This window comes from Chryseobacterium artocarpi (assembly GCF_001684975.1).
GTDB lineage: Bacteria > Bacteroidota > Bacteroidia > Flavobacteriales > Weeksellaceae > Chryseobacterium > Chryseobacterium artocarpi.
This window is the reverse complement of the sequence record NZ_MAYH01000050.1, coordinates 19,521-35,786: the sequence shown is the minus strand read 5'-3', so window position 1 is coordinate 35,786 and position 16,266 is coordinate 19,521. Positions and strand designations below refer to the sequence as shown.

General features: G+C 34.2%; 14 protein-coding genes and 3 tRNA genes. 11 read left to right on the top strand and 6 right to left on the bottom strand.

Annotated elements, in window-relative coordinates; genetic code table 11:
* Positions 1 to 30: 30 nt before the first annotated feature.
* Both BBI01_RS20685 and BBI01_RS20680 read right to left on the bottom strand, forming a co-directional pair.
* Entirely contained in the window at positions 31 to 831 is an 801-nt protein-coding gene (locus tag BBI01_RS20685) for a hypothetical protein (protein WP_065396550.1), read from the bottom strand.
* 9 nt (positions 832 to 840) lie between these two features.
* A complete protein-coding gene (locus BBI01_RS20680) occupies positions 841 to 2,970 on the bottom strand; it encodes a S9 family peptidase (RefSeq protein ID WP_065396549.1) in 2,130 nt (709 codons plus the stop codon).
* A gap of 302 nt (positions 2,971 to 3,272) precedes the next feature.
* Here BBI01_RS20680 and BBI01_RS20675 point away from each other — a divergent pair, with 302 nt between their 5' ends.
* Both BBI01_RS20675 and BBI01_RS20670 read left to right on the top strand, forming a co-directional pair.
* The gene (locus BBI01_RS20675; RefSeq protein WP_065396548.1) at positions 3,273 to 3,746 is read left to right on the top strand and encodes a hypothetical protein; all 474 of its coding nucleotides are present in this window, start codon (positions 3,273 to 3,275) and stop codon (positions 3,744 to 3,746) included.
* A gap of 12 nt (positions 3,747 to 3,758) precedes the next feature.
* A complete protein-coding gene (locus tag BBI01_RS20670) occupies positions 3,759 to 3,944 on the top strand; it encodes a DUF6496 domain-containing protein (RefSeq protein WP_065396547.1) in 186 nt (61 codons plus the stop codon).
* Between the two features lie 52 nt (positions 3,945 to 3,996).
* Here the strand turns inward: BBI01_RS20670 and glgP are convergent, their stop codons facing one another.
* Positions 3,997 to 5,664: an alpha-glucan family phosphorylase gene (gene glgP, locus BBI01_RS20665; protein ID WP_065396546.1), complete on the bottom strand. Its 1,668-nt coding sequence runs from the start codon at positions 5,662 to 5,664 to the stop codon at positions 3,997 to 3,999.
* Positions 5,665 to 5,865: 201 nt separating this feature from the next.
* Here glgP and BBI01_RS20660 point away from each other — a divergent pair, with 201 nt between their 5' ends.
* The 5 genes from BBI01_RS20660 to BBI01_RS20640 all read left to right on the top strand — a co-directional run bounded on the left by BBI01_RS20660 (position 5,866) and on the right by BBI01_RS20640 (position 12,602).
* Entirely contained in the window at positions 5,866 to 6,663 is a 798-nt protein-coding gene (locus BBI01_RS20660) for a hypothetical protein (RefSeq protein WP_065396545.1), read from the top strand.
* A 166-nt stretch (positions 6,664 to 6,829) separates the two neighbouring features.
* A complete protein-coding gene (locus BBI01_RS20655) occupies positions 6,830 to 8,932 on the top strand; it encodes an FIDD domain-containing protein (protein ID WP_065396544.1) in 2,103 nt (700 codons plus the stop codon).
* Positions 8,933 to 9,026: 94 nt separating this feature from the next.
* Positions 9,027 to 9,617: a DUF1572 domain-containing protein gene (locus BBI01_RS20650; protein WP_065396543.1), complete on the top strand. Its 591-nt coding sequence runs from the start codon at positions 9,027 to 9,029 to the stop codon at positions 9,615 to 9,617.
* A 66-nt stretch (positions 9,618 to 9,683) separates the two neighbouring features.
* Positions 9,684 to 11,030: a tRNA (N(6)-L-threonylcarbamoyladenosine(37)-C(2))-methylthiotransferase MtaB gene (gene mtaB / locus BBI01_RS20645; RefSeq protein ID WP_065396542.1), complete on the top strand. Its 1,347-nt coding sequence runs from the start codon at positions 9,684 to 9,686 to the stop codon at positions 11,028 to 11,030.
* A gap of 54 nt (positions 11,031 to 11,084) precedes the next feature.
* Entirely contained in the window at positions 11,085 to 12,602 is a 1,518-nt protein-coding gene (locus BBI01_RS20640; protein WP_065396541.1) for an FMN-binding glutamate synthase family protein, read from the top strand.
* Between the two features lie 214 nt (positions 12,603 to 12,816).
* On the opposite strand, the gene BBI01_RS20635 is transcribed toward BBI01_RS20640, so the two are convergent.
* Positions 12,817 to 13,551, bottom strand: coding sequence for a hypothetical protein (locus tag BBI01_RS20635; protein WP_065396540.1), 735 nt, complete (start codon positions 13,549 to 13,551; stop codon positions 12,817 to 12,819).
* Positions 13,552 to 13,606: 55 nt separating this feature from the next.
* Here BBI01_RS20635 and BBI01_RS20630 point away from each other — a divergent pair, with 55 nt between their 5' ends.
* On the top strand, positions 13,607 to 14,044 hold the full coding sequence (locus BBI01_RS20630) for an RNA-binding S4 domain-containing protein (protein WP_065396539.1): 438 nt from the start codon (positions 13,607 to 13,609) through the stop codon (positions 14,042 to 14,044).
* A 13-nt stretch (positions 14,045 to 14,057) separates the two neighbouring features.
* On the opposite strand, the gene BBI01_RS20625 is transcribed toward BBI01_RS20630, so the two are convergent.
* A complete protein-coding gene (locus BBI01_RS20625; protein WP_065396538.1) occupies positions 14,058 to 14,573 on the bottom strand; it encodes a shikimate kinase in 516 nt (171 codons plus the stop codon).
* A 115-nt stretch (positions 14,574 to 14,688) separates the two neighbouring features.
* Here BBI01_RS20625 and BBI01_RS20620 point away from each other — a divergent pair.
* From BBI01_RS20620 to BBI01_RS20610, 3 genes are all read left to right on the top strand, one after another.
* Positions 14,689 to 14,761, top strand: a tRNA-Lys gene (locus BBI01_RS20620).
* Positions 14,762 to 14,796: 35 nt separating this feature from the next.
* Positions 14,797 to 14,879, top strand: a tRNA-Leu gene (locus BBI01_RS20615).
* 54 nt (positions 14,880 to 14,933) lie between these two features.
* Positions 14,934 to 15,006 (top strand) — tRNA-Lys (locus BBI01_RS20610).
* 362 nt (positions 15,007 to 15,368) lie between these two features.
* Here BBI01_RS20610 and panC read toward each other — a convergent pair.
* Entirely contained in the window at positions 15,369 to 16,217 is an 849-nt protein-coding gene (gene panC / locus BBI01_RS20605) for a pantoate--beta-alanine ligase (protein ID WP_065396537.1), read from the bottom strand.
* Positions 16,218 to 16,266: the final 49 nt, after the last annotated feature.

Sequence of the window (16,266 nt, the reverse complement as noted above, 5' to 3'; positions counted from 1 at the left end):
CCTTTCAATGTTTTTGAAAGGGATTTATATTTAATTCTGATTTTTAGGTAATATTGGTGGAGGAACTGGCGCCTGTACATTGATTCTTTCAATATATTTTTCAGTTTTGACCTTGATAAGACCATTAATGAGATCCTGCATTTCTTTTTCATGAGATACAAAATCTTTTTCAGATGATCCTACACTGAGCATTACAAAATGATTATCATCTGTAATAAGATAATTTTGGATAATCTCATAATCGGAATCAATATCAAAAAATTTGACGAAAAATATTTTATTATCATTTACCGTTCTGAATTCCGTTTTTTTGATCTTATAATGGCTTGGATTCATTAAAAAACTAGTGAGAACAATGTCTTTTACATTTTTCAATGTTTCTTTATCATTCAAAGGAAAACTTCCGAAAGAAGCAACAATATCTTGGTTTGTGATCCTTTGCAATATAATTTCTCCGCGAGGATTTTCATGCTGTTCCTGAATAATTGTCCACTTTTTAGAATCATAATAAAATCCGGCATCCACTCTTTTGCTTTTACCCAGTGATGAAGCCGTTTTGTTAGCAGTAAACTTTTTATTGTTAACAAAAGTATGTTCATACAAGTCTTCCGTTTCTTTACTTTTAAACTTCCATGTACTGTCCTTAGATATAATTACTTTCTGATCACCAGCTGTATAAGCTTCCAAAGTGAAAAAATTTCCAAGATCACTGCTTGGTTTCCATGTTCTGTTTTCAAAAAGCATTATCTCTTTTCCATCATCTGTCACAGCCTTTTGTGAAAAAATGATTGTCCAGCATAATAAGAAGGATAAATAAAGAATTGGCTTCACTATTTTAATTTACAGATTATTCAAAATAAAATCAGTCATTTTCTGATACAATTGCGGTCTTGTTTGTCCTCCATAAATTCCGTGGTTTTTATCCGGATACGCCATGAAATCAAACTGCTTTTTATTTTGAATCAAAGCTTCAGATAATTCCATAGAGTTTTGAAAATGTACGTTGTCATCAGCTGTTCCATGGATTAAAAGGAATTTTCCTTTCAATAGATTAGCGTATTCAGTAGGAGAATTCTTATCATATCCGTCAGGGTTTTCTTGAGGAGTTCTCATAAACCTTTCTGTATATACAGAATCATAATATCTCCAGTTAGTTACCGGTGCTACAGCAATACCCATTTTGAATACATCAACTCCTTTTGTCATTGCTAAGCTGGTCATATAACCACCAAAACTCCATCCAAACATTCCGATTCTGCTTTTATCAATATAAGATTGGTTTCCAAACCATTTTGCAGCTGTGATCTGGTCTTCAATCTCATACTTACCAAGATTCATATAAGTAACTTTTTTATACTTAGATCCTTTATAACCTGTTCCACGTCCATCAACACAAGCTACAATATATCCCTTCTGTACAAGATGATTAAACCACATCGCGTTACCATTATCCCAAGAATTGGCTACTTGTTGAGATCCAGGTCCGGAATATTGGAACATAAATAAAGGATACTTTTTGCTGGGATCGAAATTTTTAGGTTTCATTACCCAAGCGTTCATCTGATCACCTACAGCATTCGGAATGGTTATAAATTCTTTTTCTACGAAATTATCACTCTTTAGTTTCTGAAGCTGATCATTATTATTTTGAAGCTCCTTCACTGTTTTGCCATTTCCGTCTTTCAAAACATAAGTATATGGTTTGGCAGCTGTGGAAGATGTTTCAATGAAATAATTATAGTTTTTGCTGAAATTTGCAGAGTTATTTCCTTCTGTGTTTGAAATCAGCTGAGATTTTCCATTTTCAATATTTACTTTAGAAACAACTTTGTTGATGCTTCCTTTTTCTGTAGTCTGAACGTAAATTTCTTTTGATTTTGGATTGAAACCATAATAATCTGTTACCTCCCAGTTTCCTTTTGTAATTTGTTTTTTAAGCTTACCATCTTTATCATACCAGTATAAATGGCGGTTTCCATCTCTTTCAGACGCCCAAAGGAATGAATCGTCCTCCAAAAATTCCATTGTAGGACTATCCGTTTCGATCCATTTTTCATCTGTTTCTGTGAATAGTTTCTGAATAGCTCCTGTTTTAGTATTTACTTTTAAAACATCTGAAGCATTCTGGATTCTTTCTGAAGTGATCAAAACAATCTCATCAGCTTTTGCTGTCTGGAAAACATTAGGAATGTAATAGTTTTTGAAAGAACCTAAGTTTAATTGCATTGTTTTCCCGTTATCAAGACGGTATAGCTGTGCTGTAACTATAGAGTTTTTCTCTCCGGCTTTAGGATATTTATAACGCATTTCTCCCGGATAGAGATTTTTTCCATAGATCGGAATATAAATTTCCGGAACCTGGCTCTCATCAGATTTTATAAATACGATAGCATCAGAATTTTTGGTCCATTCATATTGTCTTGCATGCCCGAATTCTTCCTCATATACCCAATCTGCTAATCCATTGATGATAGAATTTTTCTTTCCGTCGGTAGTGATTTGCGTAATCTTTCCAGAAGTAAGATCCTGATAAAAAAGATTATTATTGTCAATGAAAGCAATTTTAGTAGCATCAGGTGAAAATCTTGGTTCCTGAACAGGTTTTCCTTCATTTAGACTGATTACCTTACCTGATTTTAAATCTTTCACTTCAAATTTCCCTAAGAAAGAATGTCTGTAAATAGGTTGGCTTTCTTTCAGTAAAAGTATCTTGGACTCATCATCAGAAAATTCATAGCTTTCAAATTTTCCATCTACAATATTTCCCTCCTTTTGAGAGGTTTTATAAGAATATTTCGCAATACCTGATGGTTCTATGACAAGATAATTTTCCCCGTTTTTCATTGAAGTAATTCCGGCAATGCCTTTACCACGGTAATATCCTGAATATATTTTGTCTAAAGTAATTTCCTGAGCAGAAACACTGTGAAATGCTGCTGCTATAGTAAGAGTTAAGAATAGTTTTTTCATTTCTAATTTTAATGATTCCAAATTTAATAAATCTTAATTATATAACCATGTAAAACAAAAATCAGAAGAATTATGTTCCGATTTTTTATTTTTTGGATTTAAAGTGTTCGGTTCTTTCTTATTTTAATTTAAAGAGGAATAATTTTATAGTCTGGTAAATTCTAGTTTTTTATAAATAATTTTAATAACTATAAAAACTATGTTAAATAGAGTGTTTTCTGTTGTTTATTTTTTGTTAAATAATGCAATTTGGCAAAAAAATTGAATGTATATTATTGCCAATCTAATCAAAAAGAATAATTATGGAAACGAATGCATACAACCAGAAACTTAACCGTTATGTATTAAACGACCGAATTGTTTATACAGGTTTTTCCAGTTTTAATGATGCACAGGAATGCGCCAATAAAAAAGGTGGAATATTAGTAGAAGTAGGGTTTAAAGATGGTAACGATAACCCTGAAATTACAGATGAAGCAGGATTGATAGAAAAAAAACTTCATTACTATGTGTATGCAGGCGATGAATATAAGTTTATCCATTCATCTGATCCGGGATTCCGTAAATATGCGGATGAGCTTCAGAAAATCAAAGCAAAAGAACAGCAGTCTCCACCAGATGAAAGGTATTTTGCCAATTTTGAAATTGAAAATGCTGAAGATCCGATTATTGTGATCAAAAATGATCATTTTCAGTCGGTGACTTCCAGAGAACGTTCAAAGTATTTGAAACATGCCAGAGTTTATGAATTAGGGGTATCCCTGCCAAAATCTTAAAAAAAATCTATCATGAGCAAAACAAAATATTCAGATAAAGCTCAGGACAAAATAGGAAAAGTAATGCACGAATTCAAGGAAGGCAAACTGAAATCTTCTTCCGGGAAAAAAGTGACAAGCAGAAAACAAGCCGTAGCTATCGGTATTTCTGAAGCAAGAGAAGATGGTTTGAAAGTACCAGCAAAGAAGAAAAAGTAAATAATTTTAATACAAATGCCCGGAAATTTTCCGGGCATTTTTTATTAATAGATTAATTGTCAGGTTGATTATAAAGTATTCTGTAATATTCATCTGCCATTCTATCACTATTGAACTGATCTTTCACATCATTCATTGCATTATGCTGAATTTTTCTCCATTGATCAGGATGGTCATAATACGTTGGGAGAATTTCGTTTTCAAGAATCTCATATAATTTGTTTAAATCATAATTGTCTTGTTCATAAATGCTCATGTTCAGATAATCAGCCTTAGGAACTACGAAAGAATTTTCCCCATGTTTTGCAAACTCAGGAATCCAGCCATCGTCTGTAGATAAATTTACAGAACCGTTCATTACTGCAGTCATTCCTGATGTTCCTGATGCTTCTCTTGGAACTCTTGGGTTATTTAACCATAAATCAGAGCCTTGTTTTAAGGATTTACTTAAAGAAAGTTCGTAGCCTGTAAGAACAGCCATATTTTTATGATTTTTACTCTCTTCAACTAATGCGTTGAAAGTAGAAATTGCTGAATAATCCATCGGGTAAGGTTTTCCTGCCCAGATGATCTGTACCGGATATTTCGGGTTGTTCAGAAGTCTGTAAAATCTGCCCTTATCATGTAAAAGAAGTTCTGCACGTTTGTAGCCTGCAAATCTTCTTGCCCAGACAATAGTGAAAACATTTGGGTTAAAGAGATTTCCGGTTTGATCTGCCACAATGCTGAACAGTTTTTTCTTTAAATGTTTTTTGCGATAATCAAAAACGGTATCATCATTTTCATCTTTAGCATTGTAAAGAGGTTTGTCTGCCCAATATTTAAACTCCTGAGCGTTGGTAATAGATGTAATTTCACATATTCCCGGATATTTATTCCACATCGCACGAGAAACCACACCATGAAGCTGAGAAACACCATTGGCGATTCTTGCCATTTTCAAAGCACAAAGAGAATGATTGAAACGATCATCATTTGCTCCTTCTATTGCTTTAACTTCTTCCATGCTGTAGCCTGAGAAATAGGTCATGTCATAACACAATTTTAAATTATGTTTTTCATTTCCTGCTTCTTCCGGAGTGTGGGTAGTGAAAACCAGCTTTTCTCTTACCTTATTCAGGTCTCCATTATATTTTCTTAATAAATAGAACGCTGCGGGAAGTCCGTGAGCTTCATTTAAATGATAAACATCTCTTTCAATGTTCATTTCATCTAATAATTTTGCTCCACCTTTCCCTAATAAGATATATTGAGCAAGTTTAGTAGATTCATTAGCATCATACAACTTGTGGCAGATTGTTTTTGAAACGTGATCGTTTTCAGGAACGTCTGTAGAAAGGAAAAACATGGGTGCTGTATTGAAGATTTCAGGATCAAGATACCATACTTTCACCCAGACTGGTGCACTGTGAATTTCTATTTGAAATTTGATTCCCGTATCTTCCAAAAAGCTGTACATTTTCCTTGTCCATACTGGTTGTAAGGTTTGATCATGGTTTCTCGCCTGATCATAATATCCGAATTTCCAGAGAATACCAATTCCTATAAGATCCTGTTTCAGATTGTATGCGCTTCTCATATGAGAACCTGCCAAAAAACCAAGTCCTCCGGAGTATATTTTCAACACCTGTTCAATGGCAAATTCCATTGAAAAATAGGCGGTTTTTTTTGAATATTGGGGATTGATGTTGTAGGGTATTTTAAAATTCCTAAAATCCATAAATACAGGTTTGTGTTAGAAGTGACAAAGGTATTAATAATGAAAATAAACTTTATATTAATTAATAGATAATTTAATTTTAAAAGTAAGCATCGAATCGTTTTTTTACTTATCTTTAAGAGTGTAAAATTTTGATTATCAAAAACTTTTAATGATGAAATCCAAAGGCTGCATGTGTTTAATTAAATAAAAAAATCACACATGAAAAAGACGTTTTCTGATGAAGATCTGATAAAGAATCTGAGCTTATACTACCTGAATCGGCATTTGAAGAAAAAGCCTATAGAAAAGTATCATCGTACCATAGATGAATCTCCGCTTCATGATCGTGAAAAATACAGAAAGAAGTCCGAGATTCTTCTACTGAATTCTTTTATGCATCATTTTCCCGAGGTGAAATTTGAAGACCTTACCTGCGAAAGTCCTGACTTTATCGCCAAACTAAACGACAAAAAAATCGGAATAGAATTGACAGAAGTAATTAATCATCTGGAAATGAAGAAGGTGGAGAGCACTTTGAATAAAATGTTCCGTCAGGCAGAAATATTATTAGAACAAGAAGACACTACGAAATATCGTGGTGTTTATTTTTTAGAATTCTATCCTAACTTAAAATTTGAAAATCTGGAGGAGCAACAGGAAAATATAATAAGTATTTATAAAAGTATTAAAAAAAATAAAGGAGTAGGGTGTGTGAAGAGTGTAAGAAAATCTTTTCACAGAAGAAATGTTTTTATTACTCATGAATATAGTATGAATTTGTTTGATGAACTATGCTCAGAGAAAATTTTAGAACTTATTGAGAAGAAAAATGAAAAGTTCCCTTATTATGATACTTCTGTGGATGAATGCTGGCTGGTGATTGTCTCAGATATGAATTCTCTGGCATCGAGATATACATTTATTCAGGATAAGGAACATCTTAACGAAGTGAAGAGTCCTTTTCATAAAATTTTTCACCTTGAAAACCTTTGTGGTAATATTACAAGTATAAAATGATAGTTAGTGTATTGGTGTTTATTATGTAATAAATTGATATAATAATTTGAAATAATTTAAAATTATTGGATTTCTATTGTTTGTGATTAAATTATAGGTATATTTGGTTTAAGATTGGATATTGATCTGATTAATAGCTGATTCAACCACAAAAAACTATATATCTATGAAAAAACTTTTACTTTTTATTCTTCTATGTACATCTCCGATTTTTTATGCTCAGGCAGATTGTGCCAGTGCATTGGCGGTGTGCGGAAATTCAAACATTACCTATAGCCCGAGTGGCTGGGGAGCTGTAAAGGAGCTCGTCAATTCGGGAAGCTGTATTGATATTACAGGTGAACATAACTCCATTTGGTATAAAATTACCATTGCTACAGGAGGAACTCTTACTTTTGATTTAGTGCCTAATAACGCAGGCGCAGATTATGACTGGGCTATTTTTGGTCCCAATGTAAACTGTGGAAGCTTGGGGGCTCCCATACGCTGTAATGCTGCTACAGTAATAGGAGTAGGGGCTTCAACCGGACTTAATATGACCAGTACCATTACCAGTGCACCTGGAGGCTCACCAACACCCTATTGTAAATATATGGATGTTTTGCCGGGAGAAAGCTATTATTTATTTATAGATAACTGGGTAGGAAGTGGAAGCTCAACAACGGCACCTTTTTCTTTAACATGGGGAGGAACTGCAACGTTGGCTTCTCCATTCACAGATCCGAATATTCAGACTTTTCCTTTTATTCCACCGGGAGTTCCTGGAGCTAATCCAGCAGATCCGAGAGAAGTTGTAGTGTGCTCTATTTCAAATTTGTTTGACTTCTCTACATTGTCGCCAGGTATTATTAATGGAAATCAGGGTTTTAGTGTAAGTTATCATACAAATCAAAACGATGCATTGACAGGAAATAACCCTATTGATACACCGAGAGCAATAAATACGACAGCAGTTTATTTCTACAGTATAAATTATACAGACGCAACTAATCCTACCAATCCGCTTAATAAATGTAAACAAGTCGGAAAGTTTAAATTCCGAGATGGTACATTTACAGTGAAAAATGCTACATTGACTGAATGTAACAATAATAACGCAGGTACGGCTTTATATAATTTAACAACAGCTGATGTCATCGCCAATCCGAATATGACAAAAAAATACTATCACAGTATGGCTGACCTTAATGCCGGAACGAATGAGATTATTAATCCAACTGCATTTGTATCTGCTGAGGGTACAATTTATGTGAAGGTGATATCAGAGTTTGGATGTAGTGCTGTAGCACAGATCAGTTTAAAATTCCATCCTGTAGTGCCTGTCAATAACCCTGTATTAAGGTCTTGTTTTATAGATACGAATCCTGCAACAGCAACTTTTAATATAGGAGGAATAGCTGTGACAAATCTTACAAACTCCACAAAAAAATATTATCCGTCGGAAACTGATGCCATTAATCAGACCAATGAAATAACTAATATATCTAACTATGTTGCTCCTAACGGCTTTGTATACGTCAGAGTAATGAGTGCTCAGGGATGTTATACTATCGCAAAAATCACTCTGATAGTAATTGCCCCTGTGTATTCTCAAATTTTAAAAGATAAAATTATTTGTGCAGAAGAAAAGACAACCTTAGATGCCGGACCAGGTTTTAAAAGCTATGAATGGAGTACAGGTGCTACCACCCAAAAAATAGAAGTAGGAATAGGAGCGTATTGGGTAAAACTTAAGAGCGGAGATTGCGTTGCTACACAAAAAGTAAAAGTGGATGCTTCCGAGCAGCCTGTTGTTTCAGGAATTGAGATCGGAACTAATTCAATAACCGTATCAGTAATTGGCGGAAATGCTCCTTACAAATATTCAATTGATAATGTCGTATGGCAGGATTCCAATATTTTCACAAATGTTTCGAGAGGAGAGTATACGGTATTTGTAAAAGATGCTTACGATTGTAATCCTATAGAAGTGGGCGTTGTTGTACCAAACATCGTAAATGTTATTACTCCTAATGCAGACGGAGTGAATGATGTAATTGATTATTCAGCATTGGCAGGAAAGCAGAATCTTGTAATGAATGTCTTTGACCGATATGGGGTAAAAATCCATCAGGCAGATAGATCAAACGGATATAAATGGGATGGAACTCAGGTAGGAAGAAGAGTACCTACAGGTACTTATTGGTATTCTGTCACATGGAATGAAAATGACAAAAGAAATACTCCGGTTAAGTTCAGCGGATGGATATTGGTGAAAAATAGAGAATAATTACATATTACAATATAATACATAGATAAAACCATTTCGTGAGAGGTGGTTTTATTTTTGTTAATTTTCTACATTAGTCACCAAAATAGAACGTATGAAGGATTTATTTGTAAAACGCTTTGAATATTATAAATCTCTTGGTGATAAAGCATTTGATCAATTAACCGATGATCAAATTTTTTGGCAATATAATGAAGAAAGTAATTCTATTGCTGTGATCGTAAAGCATATTGCAGGAAATATGTTATCAAGATGGACGAATTTCCTTACTGAAGATGGTGAAAAATCCTGGCGACACAGAGACGAAGAATTTGTAAATACTTTTAAAACAAAAGATGAGGTTCTTGAATTCTGGGAAAAAGGATGGAAATGTTTATTTGATGCTTTGAATCAGATTAATGATGAAAATTTATATGCAACAATTTATATCAGAGGAGAAGCTCATCCGGTCATTGATGCTATATTAAGACAGCTTGCTCATTATCCTTATCACATCGGACAGATTGTTTACATCGCTAAAATGATTAAAAATGAAGATTGGAAAACACTTTCCATTGCCAGAAACAAATCTCAGGAGTTTAATAATGAGATGAATAATAAATTTTCACAAAAGGATACAGACTCGAATTCATCTCCGGTTTGCTTTCAAAATAGCCCAGAAGTAAGAGATGAATATAAACAATAGACTGAATCAATCTTTCATTCTTATTAAAATTACTATCTTTGCACCCATAAAATTCAGAAGTAACACATGTCTGCTTTTCAAAGAACTGCCGCGTATCATACACTTGGCTGCAAATTAAACTTTGCAGAAACATCTACTATTGCCCGTCAATTAACAGATGCAGGTTATGATAAGGTAGGGTTTGATGAAAAAGCGAATGTATATGTTATCAATACTTGTTCAGTAACTGAAAATGCAGACCGTGAGTGTAAGCTTCACGTAAAAAGAGCAATGAAAGCCAATCCTGATGGATTAGTAGTAATTGTAGGCTGCTATGCACAGCTGAAGCCTGAAGAAATTTCCCAGATTGAAGGAGTTGACCTTGTTTTAGGAGCTAAAGAAAAATTCAATATCTTAAGCTACCTTGATGATTTGGAAAAATCAGATAACGAGGGAATTGTTCATTCATGTGAGATTGAAGAAACCGATTTCTTTATCGGAAGTTATTCCATTGGAGACAGAACAAGAGCCTTCCTGAAAGTGCAGGATGGATGTGATTACAAATGTACTTACTGTACTATTCCTTTAGCCAGAGGAATTTCGCGTTCAGATACTATCGAAAATGTTCTTAAGAATGCCTCAGAAATTGCTGCAAAAGATATCAAAGAAATAGTTCTTACAGGTGTCAATATCGGTGATTATGGAAAAGGAGAGTTCGGAAACAAAAGACATGAACATACTTTCCTGGATCTTATTTCAGAACTGGATAAAGTAGAAGGAATCGAGAGAATACGTATATCTTCCATTGAACCTAATCTTTTGAAGGACGAAAGCATTGAGCTTGTTTCAAAAAGCAAAAGCTTTGTTCCTCACTTTCATATTCCGTTGCAATCAGGAAGCGATGATTTATTGAAAAAAATGAAGCGTCGTTACCTGACAAAACTATACAATGACAGAGTAAACAAAATCCGCGAGGTAATGCCTGATGCGGCAATTGGTGTTGACGTTATTGTAGGATTCCCGGGAGAAACAGAAGAGTTATTTATGGAAACCTATAATTTCCTTAATGAACTTCCAATTACTTACCTTCACGTATTTACTTATTCAGAAAGAGAAAATACAGAAGCTGCTGCTATGGAAGGAGTCGTTCCGGTAGCAGAAAGGAAAAAACGGAATAAGATGCTTAGAATTCTTTCCGAAAAGAAAAAGATGGCATTTTATCAGACTCAACTTGGAAATACGCTTCCTGTACTTTGGGAGCATGAAAATAAAGACGGGAAAATGTTTGGCTTCACAGAAAACTACGTGAGAGTCCAGAAAGACTTTGATCCTGCATCCGTAAATCAAATCGAATTTCTAAATTTAGAAAAAATCCTGTCAGATGGCACGGTTTCTGTGCAATCTTCCTACCAAAGTTTTTTAGCAAAAGCATAGGCTCTTTGCAAAATTTCTACTAAATTTATTTTTAAACTTTTAAATACTACATTCATGAGAGATAAGTTTTTATCTTGGGGAATTGTATTAGTAGCTGCTACGTGGATTGTAGCACTATTAATCAGAGCGCATTATTGGATACCTACGCTGTTATCCGCCATTTATGCATTGGGTGTTTACAATGCTTACCAATCGAAACACGCTATTCTGAGGAACTTTCCGGTATTGGGATACTTCAGGTACTTTTTCGAAAGTATTTCACCCGAAATGCAGCAGTATTTCATTGAAAGGGAGACCGATGGGAAGCCATTCCCAAGAAATCAGCGTTCTGCAGTATACAGAAGAGCTAAAAATATTAGTGATACTGTAGCTTTCGGTACACAGCTGGAAGTAAATCACAGAAAATATGAAGGGATCAAGCATTCCATTTATGCAAAGTCGCCCTCAGAAGAACTTCCTCGGGTTTGGGTAGGAGGAGAACAATGTACTCAGCCTTATCACGCTTCTTTATTCAATATTTCAGCAATGAGTTTCGGAGCATTGAGTGACAGAGCTCAGATTTCATTGAACAGAGGTGCTAAAAAAGGTAATTTTTTCCATAATACAGGAGAAGGAGGAATTTCATCTTACCATATGGAAGGAGGAGATTTATGCTGGCAGATCGGAACAGGATACTTTGGGTGTCGTGATGATGAAGGGAAATTTAACCCAGAATTATTTACTAAATATTCTACTTTACCTAATGTGAAGATGATTGAGATCAAACTATCACAGGGAGCAAAGCCAGGACACGGAGGAGTGCTTCCGGGAGTGAAAAATACTCCGGAAATTGCAGCGATTCGTCACGTAACTCCAGGAATGACCGTTATTTCACCACCATCACATACTGCCTTCTCTGATGCAGCAGGACTGTTGAGGTTTGTGCAGGAATTAAGAGAGCTTTCAGGAGGTAAGCCAGTCGGATTTAAGCTTTGTATTGGAGATACCAAGGAATTTGAAGATATCTGTGTACAAATGAACGTTTTGAAAATTTATCCTGACTTTATTACGATAGATGGCGCAGAAGGAGGAACAGGAGCCGCACCACCGGAATTTTCTGATGGAGTAGGGATGCCTTTAGAGCCTGCTTTGATTTTTGTTAACAGAACATTGAATAATTATAATCTTAGAAATAAATTAAGAGTTATTGCGAGTGGTAAAGTGCTTACAAGCTTAGATATTTTAAGAGCTGTTGCAATGGGAGCTGATATGTGTAATAATGCCAGAGGATTTATGTTCTCTTTAGGATGTATCCAGGCTTTAAGATGTAATTCTAACAATTGTCCTACCGGAGTCGCTACACAGGATAAAATGCTTATTAAAGGGCTGGATGTGACAGATAAGGCGGAAAGAGTATATCACTTCCATAAAAATACACTTCACACTTGTAATGAATTGATCGCAGCAGCAGGAAGAAGTTCTTATGAAGAAGTAGATGCAACAATGTTTATGAGAGGAGACGAATTTGATCACCTTGCAGATCTTTACTTCCCTGATATTTTAGGAAATGTAAAACAAAAAGCAAGATCTTAATAATATGTAGATCGTTTTAAAAACGACAGCTTCAATAAAAAAAACAGAGCAGAAATATTCTACTCTGTTTTTTTATTTTCATTAGTATTTAATCAATGAAAAAGATAATAGGGTGGAGGTAAACTCTGAATATTATCTATTCTATCATAAATAATAAGCTTTATTTACTTAAGCTAGAGAACAAAAAAAACCGCCTGTTTAGGCGGTCTATAATTTATTTTTCACTGTCAAGTCTCTCTCTGCTATTGTAAACCTGTAGATTGAATACAAACGATCTGTTTCTGTAAGACATATTTAAATAAGGATAGTGAGGATTTCTTGCAAAAGCTGCTTTTGAAGGTACAATGATTACCCCTTGCAAATTGTATGGTGCTTCACTTGCAAGATCATCATATGCTTTGAATTTCTGTATTGCCTCTTTGAATCCTGCAATTTCAAAATAACCTCTGTTATTTACTTGATTTGCATCTTTCATTGACTGTTCTTTCACATAATAATACATTGGGTCTACCAAAGGAACCACACTTCCATCGATAGTATTTAAGAAGGCTGCTTTAGAATTAAATACTCCGCTTCCATTAGTTTCAGTCGCTAAATAAGAGTAAGCTCTACCCATTATTTTAATAACGTTTGTTTCTTTAATTTCTTTACCCGGAGATGGCTGCGCACCTTCTCTGATAATATAAACTGTTCCGGAAGGAAGTTTCGTGAAAGGCATTTCAGATAATTTTTTCTGATGATCATCAGTAGAATCCGTAGCACTGAAAGCTTTTATATTTCCTTGTACATCAAGATAATTTTCATCCATAAACTTCGTAATAGCCTGCTCATCATAGTTATTCTGTACATTGATGTCTTCAGGTTCTTTATAAGTTTCTACTTCATCATCTTTCTTACATGCAGAAAAACACAAAGATCCCGCAAGGATATATAAAAATATTTTTTTCATTTCAAAAAACTTTAATTACTTTACAAATAATATAACGGCAAAAGTATAAAAAATTATGAGAATAGATAAATTTTTGTGGAGCATTCGTTTTTATAAGACAAGAAGTATTGCAGCAGAAGAGATTAAAAAGAACAGAGTTTCTATTGGAACATCTGCCGTAAAGTCGTCTAAAGAGGTAAAAGAAGGAGATATTATTAAAATTCGTAAAAATCAAATTGATTATAAAATAAAAGTAATTCAGATTCCTAAAAGTAGAATTGGAGCAAAATTAGTCTCGCTTCATATACAAGATGTGACCGATAAAGAGCAATATGAGTTGCTGAAGCTTCGTAAAATGTCACAAGACTATTATAGAAATAAAGGGGAAGGAAGACCTACCAAAAAAGACAGAAGAGATATGGACGACTATGTAGGCAATGATATTGATGCTGATTTTACAGATTGGGATGATTTCTTCGGAGAAACAGGTGATGAATCCGAAAGTGAAGATTAAAAATAAAAAAGCTCTAGAGATAGAGCTTTTCTATTATTTCGTTGACAATGTCCTCAGGTTCTCTGGCATCGGTACCTACACTGAATTGAGATTTACTGTAAAACTGATTTCTTTCAAATAAATGTTTTGCAATAAATTCAGGAAGATCTTCATTGGAAATATTAGCAATCAAAGGTCTTTTTTCTTTCTGTTTTGAAAGCCTTTCTACTAAAGTTCCAACAGAGGTTCTTAAAAAAACACTTTTTGAATTATGGTTGATAATCTCCATATTGTTATAATAAACCGGAGTACCACCACCCAAACTCAAAACTAAATTTTCTTCAGACGCAAGAATTTCTTCTAATGCTTCTCTTTCCAGTTTTCTAAAATAAATTTCTCCCTTTTTTTCGAAGATTTCAGGAATGGTTAATTTATTTCTTCTTGAAATCTCTTTATCGAGGTCTATTAATTTAAAATCTATTTTTTCGCTTAATATTTTGGAAATGTGAGATTTGCCACTACCCATGTATCCAATTAGTGAAATTATCATGAATTTTTTTTAAACAAATTTGCGAAAAAGTTTTGAGATAAAGAAAAAAGTTATATCTTTGCACCACTTAAAACAAGGGACATTACTTAAATGAAAACTTGTTATTAAAGTGGCCGACTCGGTAGCTCAGCTGGTAGAGCAATACACTTTTAATGTATGGGTCCTGGGTTCGAATCCCAGCCGGGTCACTAGCAATATCATTACAGTTTTTTGTGATTTTATTGCCTGCGTGGTGAAATTGGTAGACACGCCATCTTGAGGGGGTGGTTTCCTAAGGATGTGCTGGTTCGAGTCCAGTCGCAGGCACTGCAAAGAAAATTTTTAATAATTGAAAATATTTTATTATTTTTAATTGTGGCCGACTCGGTAGCTCAGCTGGTAGAGCAATACACTTTTAATGTATGGGTCCTGGGTTCGAATCCCAGCCGGGTCACAAGTTTACTGAAAAGTAAATTTTTTTCATATTAATATTTTGTGATTTGGTGTTTCAAAGGTCTCCCTCAGGAGGCCTTTGATTTTTGTATTAACTATAAGCTAAAACATGTGAACTGTATTCGTTTAATTTAAGACCTATCACTTTTCTAATGTTACACCTACTCATTTCCTGTATAATCCTTAACAATAAAGAGCAGAGATTTGTTCCTTCTAATGTTGTTTTAATTTTCATTGTTGTACTACTATTGCCTTTTATATTTATATGATATCTGGGAAAAGTAATATGTTTGGGAGGTAATTGGAATAAAAATCCCGATCATAAAATGACCGGGAATATGTTTTTTATTGAGATATTTATTATTAATCTAAATGCATGTTATCAATTAATCTTACTCCATCCACTACCACTACTATGAAGGCTCTGAAATTTCTGTCTTTATAAAAGAAATCGGTCTCCTGTAATGTGTTTTCGTCTGCAATAAGGAAATATTCAAGCTGCATTCCTTTTTGATCATCGAAAATATCAGCAACTCTTTCCTTAATCTCAGGGATACTGACTGTTTTGAACCAATCATTTACTTTTTTTAGAGTTTCGTAAATGATTTTTGAAGCATCTCTTCTGTCTTCATGAAGTCTTTGGTTTCTTGAGCTTAAAGCTAATCCGTTTTCTGCTCTGTAAATAGAAACTCCTTTTATTCTAACAGGAAGATGTTTTTTATCAACCATTTTTCTGATAATCGCAAGCTGTTGAAAATCTTTTTCCCCAAAATAAGCATTGTCTGGCTGTACTTGTCTGAAAAGCTCTTCTACAACAGTTCCTACGCCATCAAAATGTCCTGGTCTGGATTTTCCTTCCATTTCATTTTCTAATCCATCAAAATCATAATGCTGGCTTTCTGCTTTTTCAGGGTAAATATCTGCAACTTCGGGGATATAAACAGCATCTACAAGCCCAGAGTTTTCCAGAATCAAAATATCCCTGTTAATGTCTCTTGGATACTTTTCAAGATCCTCAGGATTGTTAAATTGGGTAGGATTTACAAAAATTGAAGAAATAACAAGGTCATTTTCCTTTTTTGCCTCTTCATATAGAGAAAGGTGACCTTTGTGCAATGCTCCCATGGTAGGGGCAAAGCCAATTCTTTTTCCCATTTCCTTCTGTCTTTCAATGAAATCCTGAAGGACTTTCCTATTTTTTATAACTTCCATAGTTTATTTTAATACTTATTCAAAAATACTAAAAATATCACATAATTAT

What these genes read in the sequence shown, in the direction of transcription:
- BBI01_RS20680 (WP_065396549.1), bottom strand. Translation starts at nt 2,970, where the DNA reads ATGAAAAAACTATTCTTAACTCTTACTATAGCAGCAGCATTTCACAGT.
- BBI01_RS20675 (WP_065396548.1), top strand. Translation starts at nt 3,273, where the DNA reads ATGGAAACGAATGCATACAACCAGAAACTTAACCGTTATGTATTAAAC.
- BBI01_RS20670 (WP_065396547.1), top strand. Translation starts at nt 3,759, where the DNA reads ATGAGCAAAACAAAATATTCAGATAAAGCTCAGGACAAAATAGGAAAA.
- glgP (WP_065396546.1), bottom strand. Translation starts at nt 5,664, where the DNA reads ATGGATTTTAGGAATTTTAAAATACCCTACAACATCAATCCCCAATAT.
- BBI01_RS20660 (WP_065396545.1), top strand. Translation starts at nt 5,866, where the DNA reads ATGAAAAAGACGTTTTCTGATGAAGATCTGATAAAGAATCTGAGCTTA.
- BBI01_RS20655 (WP_065396544.1), top strand. Translation starts at nt 6,830, where the DNA reads ATGAAAAAACTTTTACTTTTTATTCTTCTATGTACATCTCCGATTTTT.
- BBI01_RS20650 (WP_065396543.1), top strand. Translation starts at nt 9,027, where the DNA reads ATGAAGGATTTATTTGTAAAACGCTTTGAATATTATAAATCTCTTGGT.
- mtaB (WP_065396542.1), top strand. Translation starts at nt 9,684, where the DNA reads ATGTCTGCTTTTCAAAGAACTGCCGCGTATCATACACTTGGCTGCAAA.
- BBI01_RS20640 (WP_065396541.1), top strand. Translation starts at nt 11,085, where the DNA reads ATGAGAGATAAGTTTTTATCTTGGGGAATTGTATTAGTAGCTGCTACG.
- BBI01_RS20635 (WP_065396540.1), bottom strand. Translation starts at nt 13,551, where the DNA reads ATGAAAAAAATATTTTTATATATCCTTGCGGGATCTTTGTGTTTTTCT.
- BBI01_RS20630 (WP_065396539.1), top strand. Translation starts at nt 13,607, where the DNA reads ATGAGAATAGATAAATTTTTGTGGAGCATTCGTTTTTATAAGACAAGA.
- BBI01_RS20625 (WP_065396538.1), bottom strand. Translation starts at nt 14,573, where the DNA reads ATGATAATTTCACTAATTGGATACATGGGTAGTGGCAAATCTCACATT.
- panC (WP_065396537.1), bottom strand. Translation starts at nt 16,217, where the DNA reads ATGGAAGTTATAAAAAATAGGAAAGTCCTTCAGGATTTCATTGAAAGA.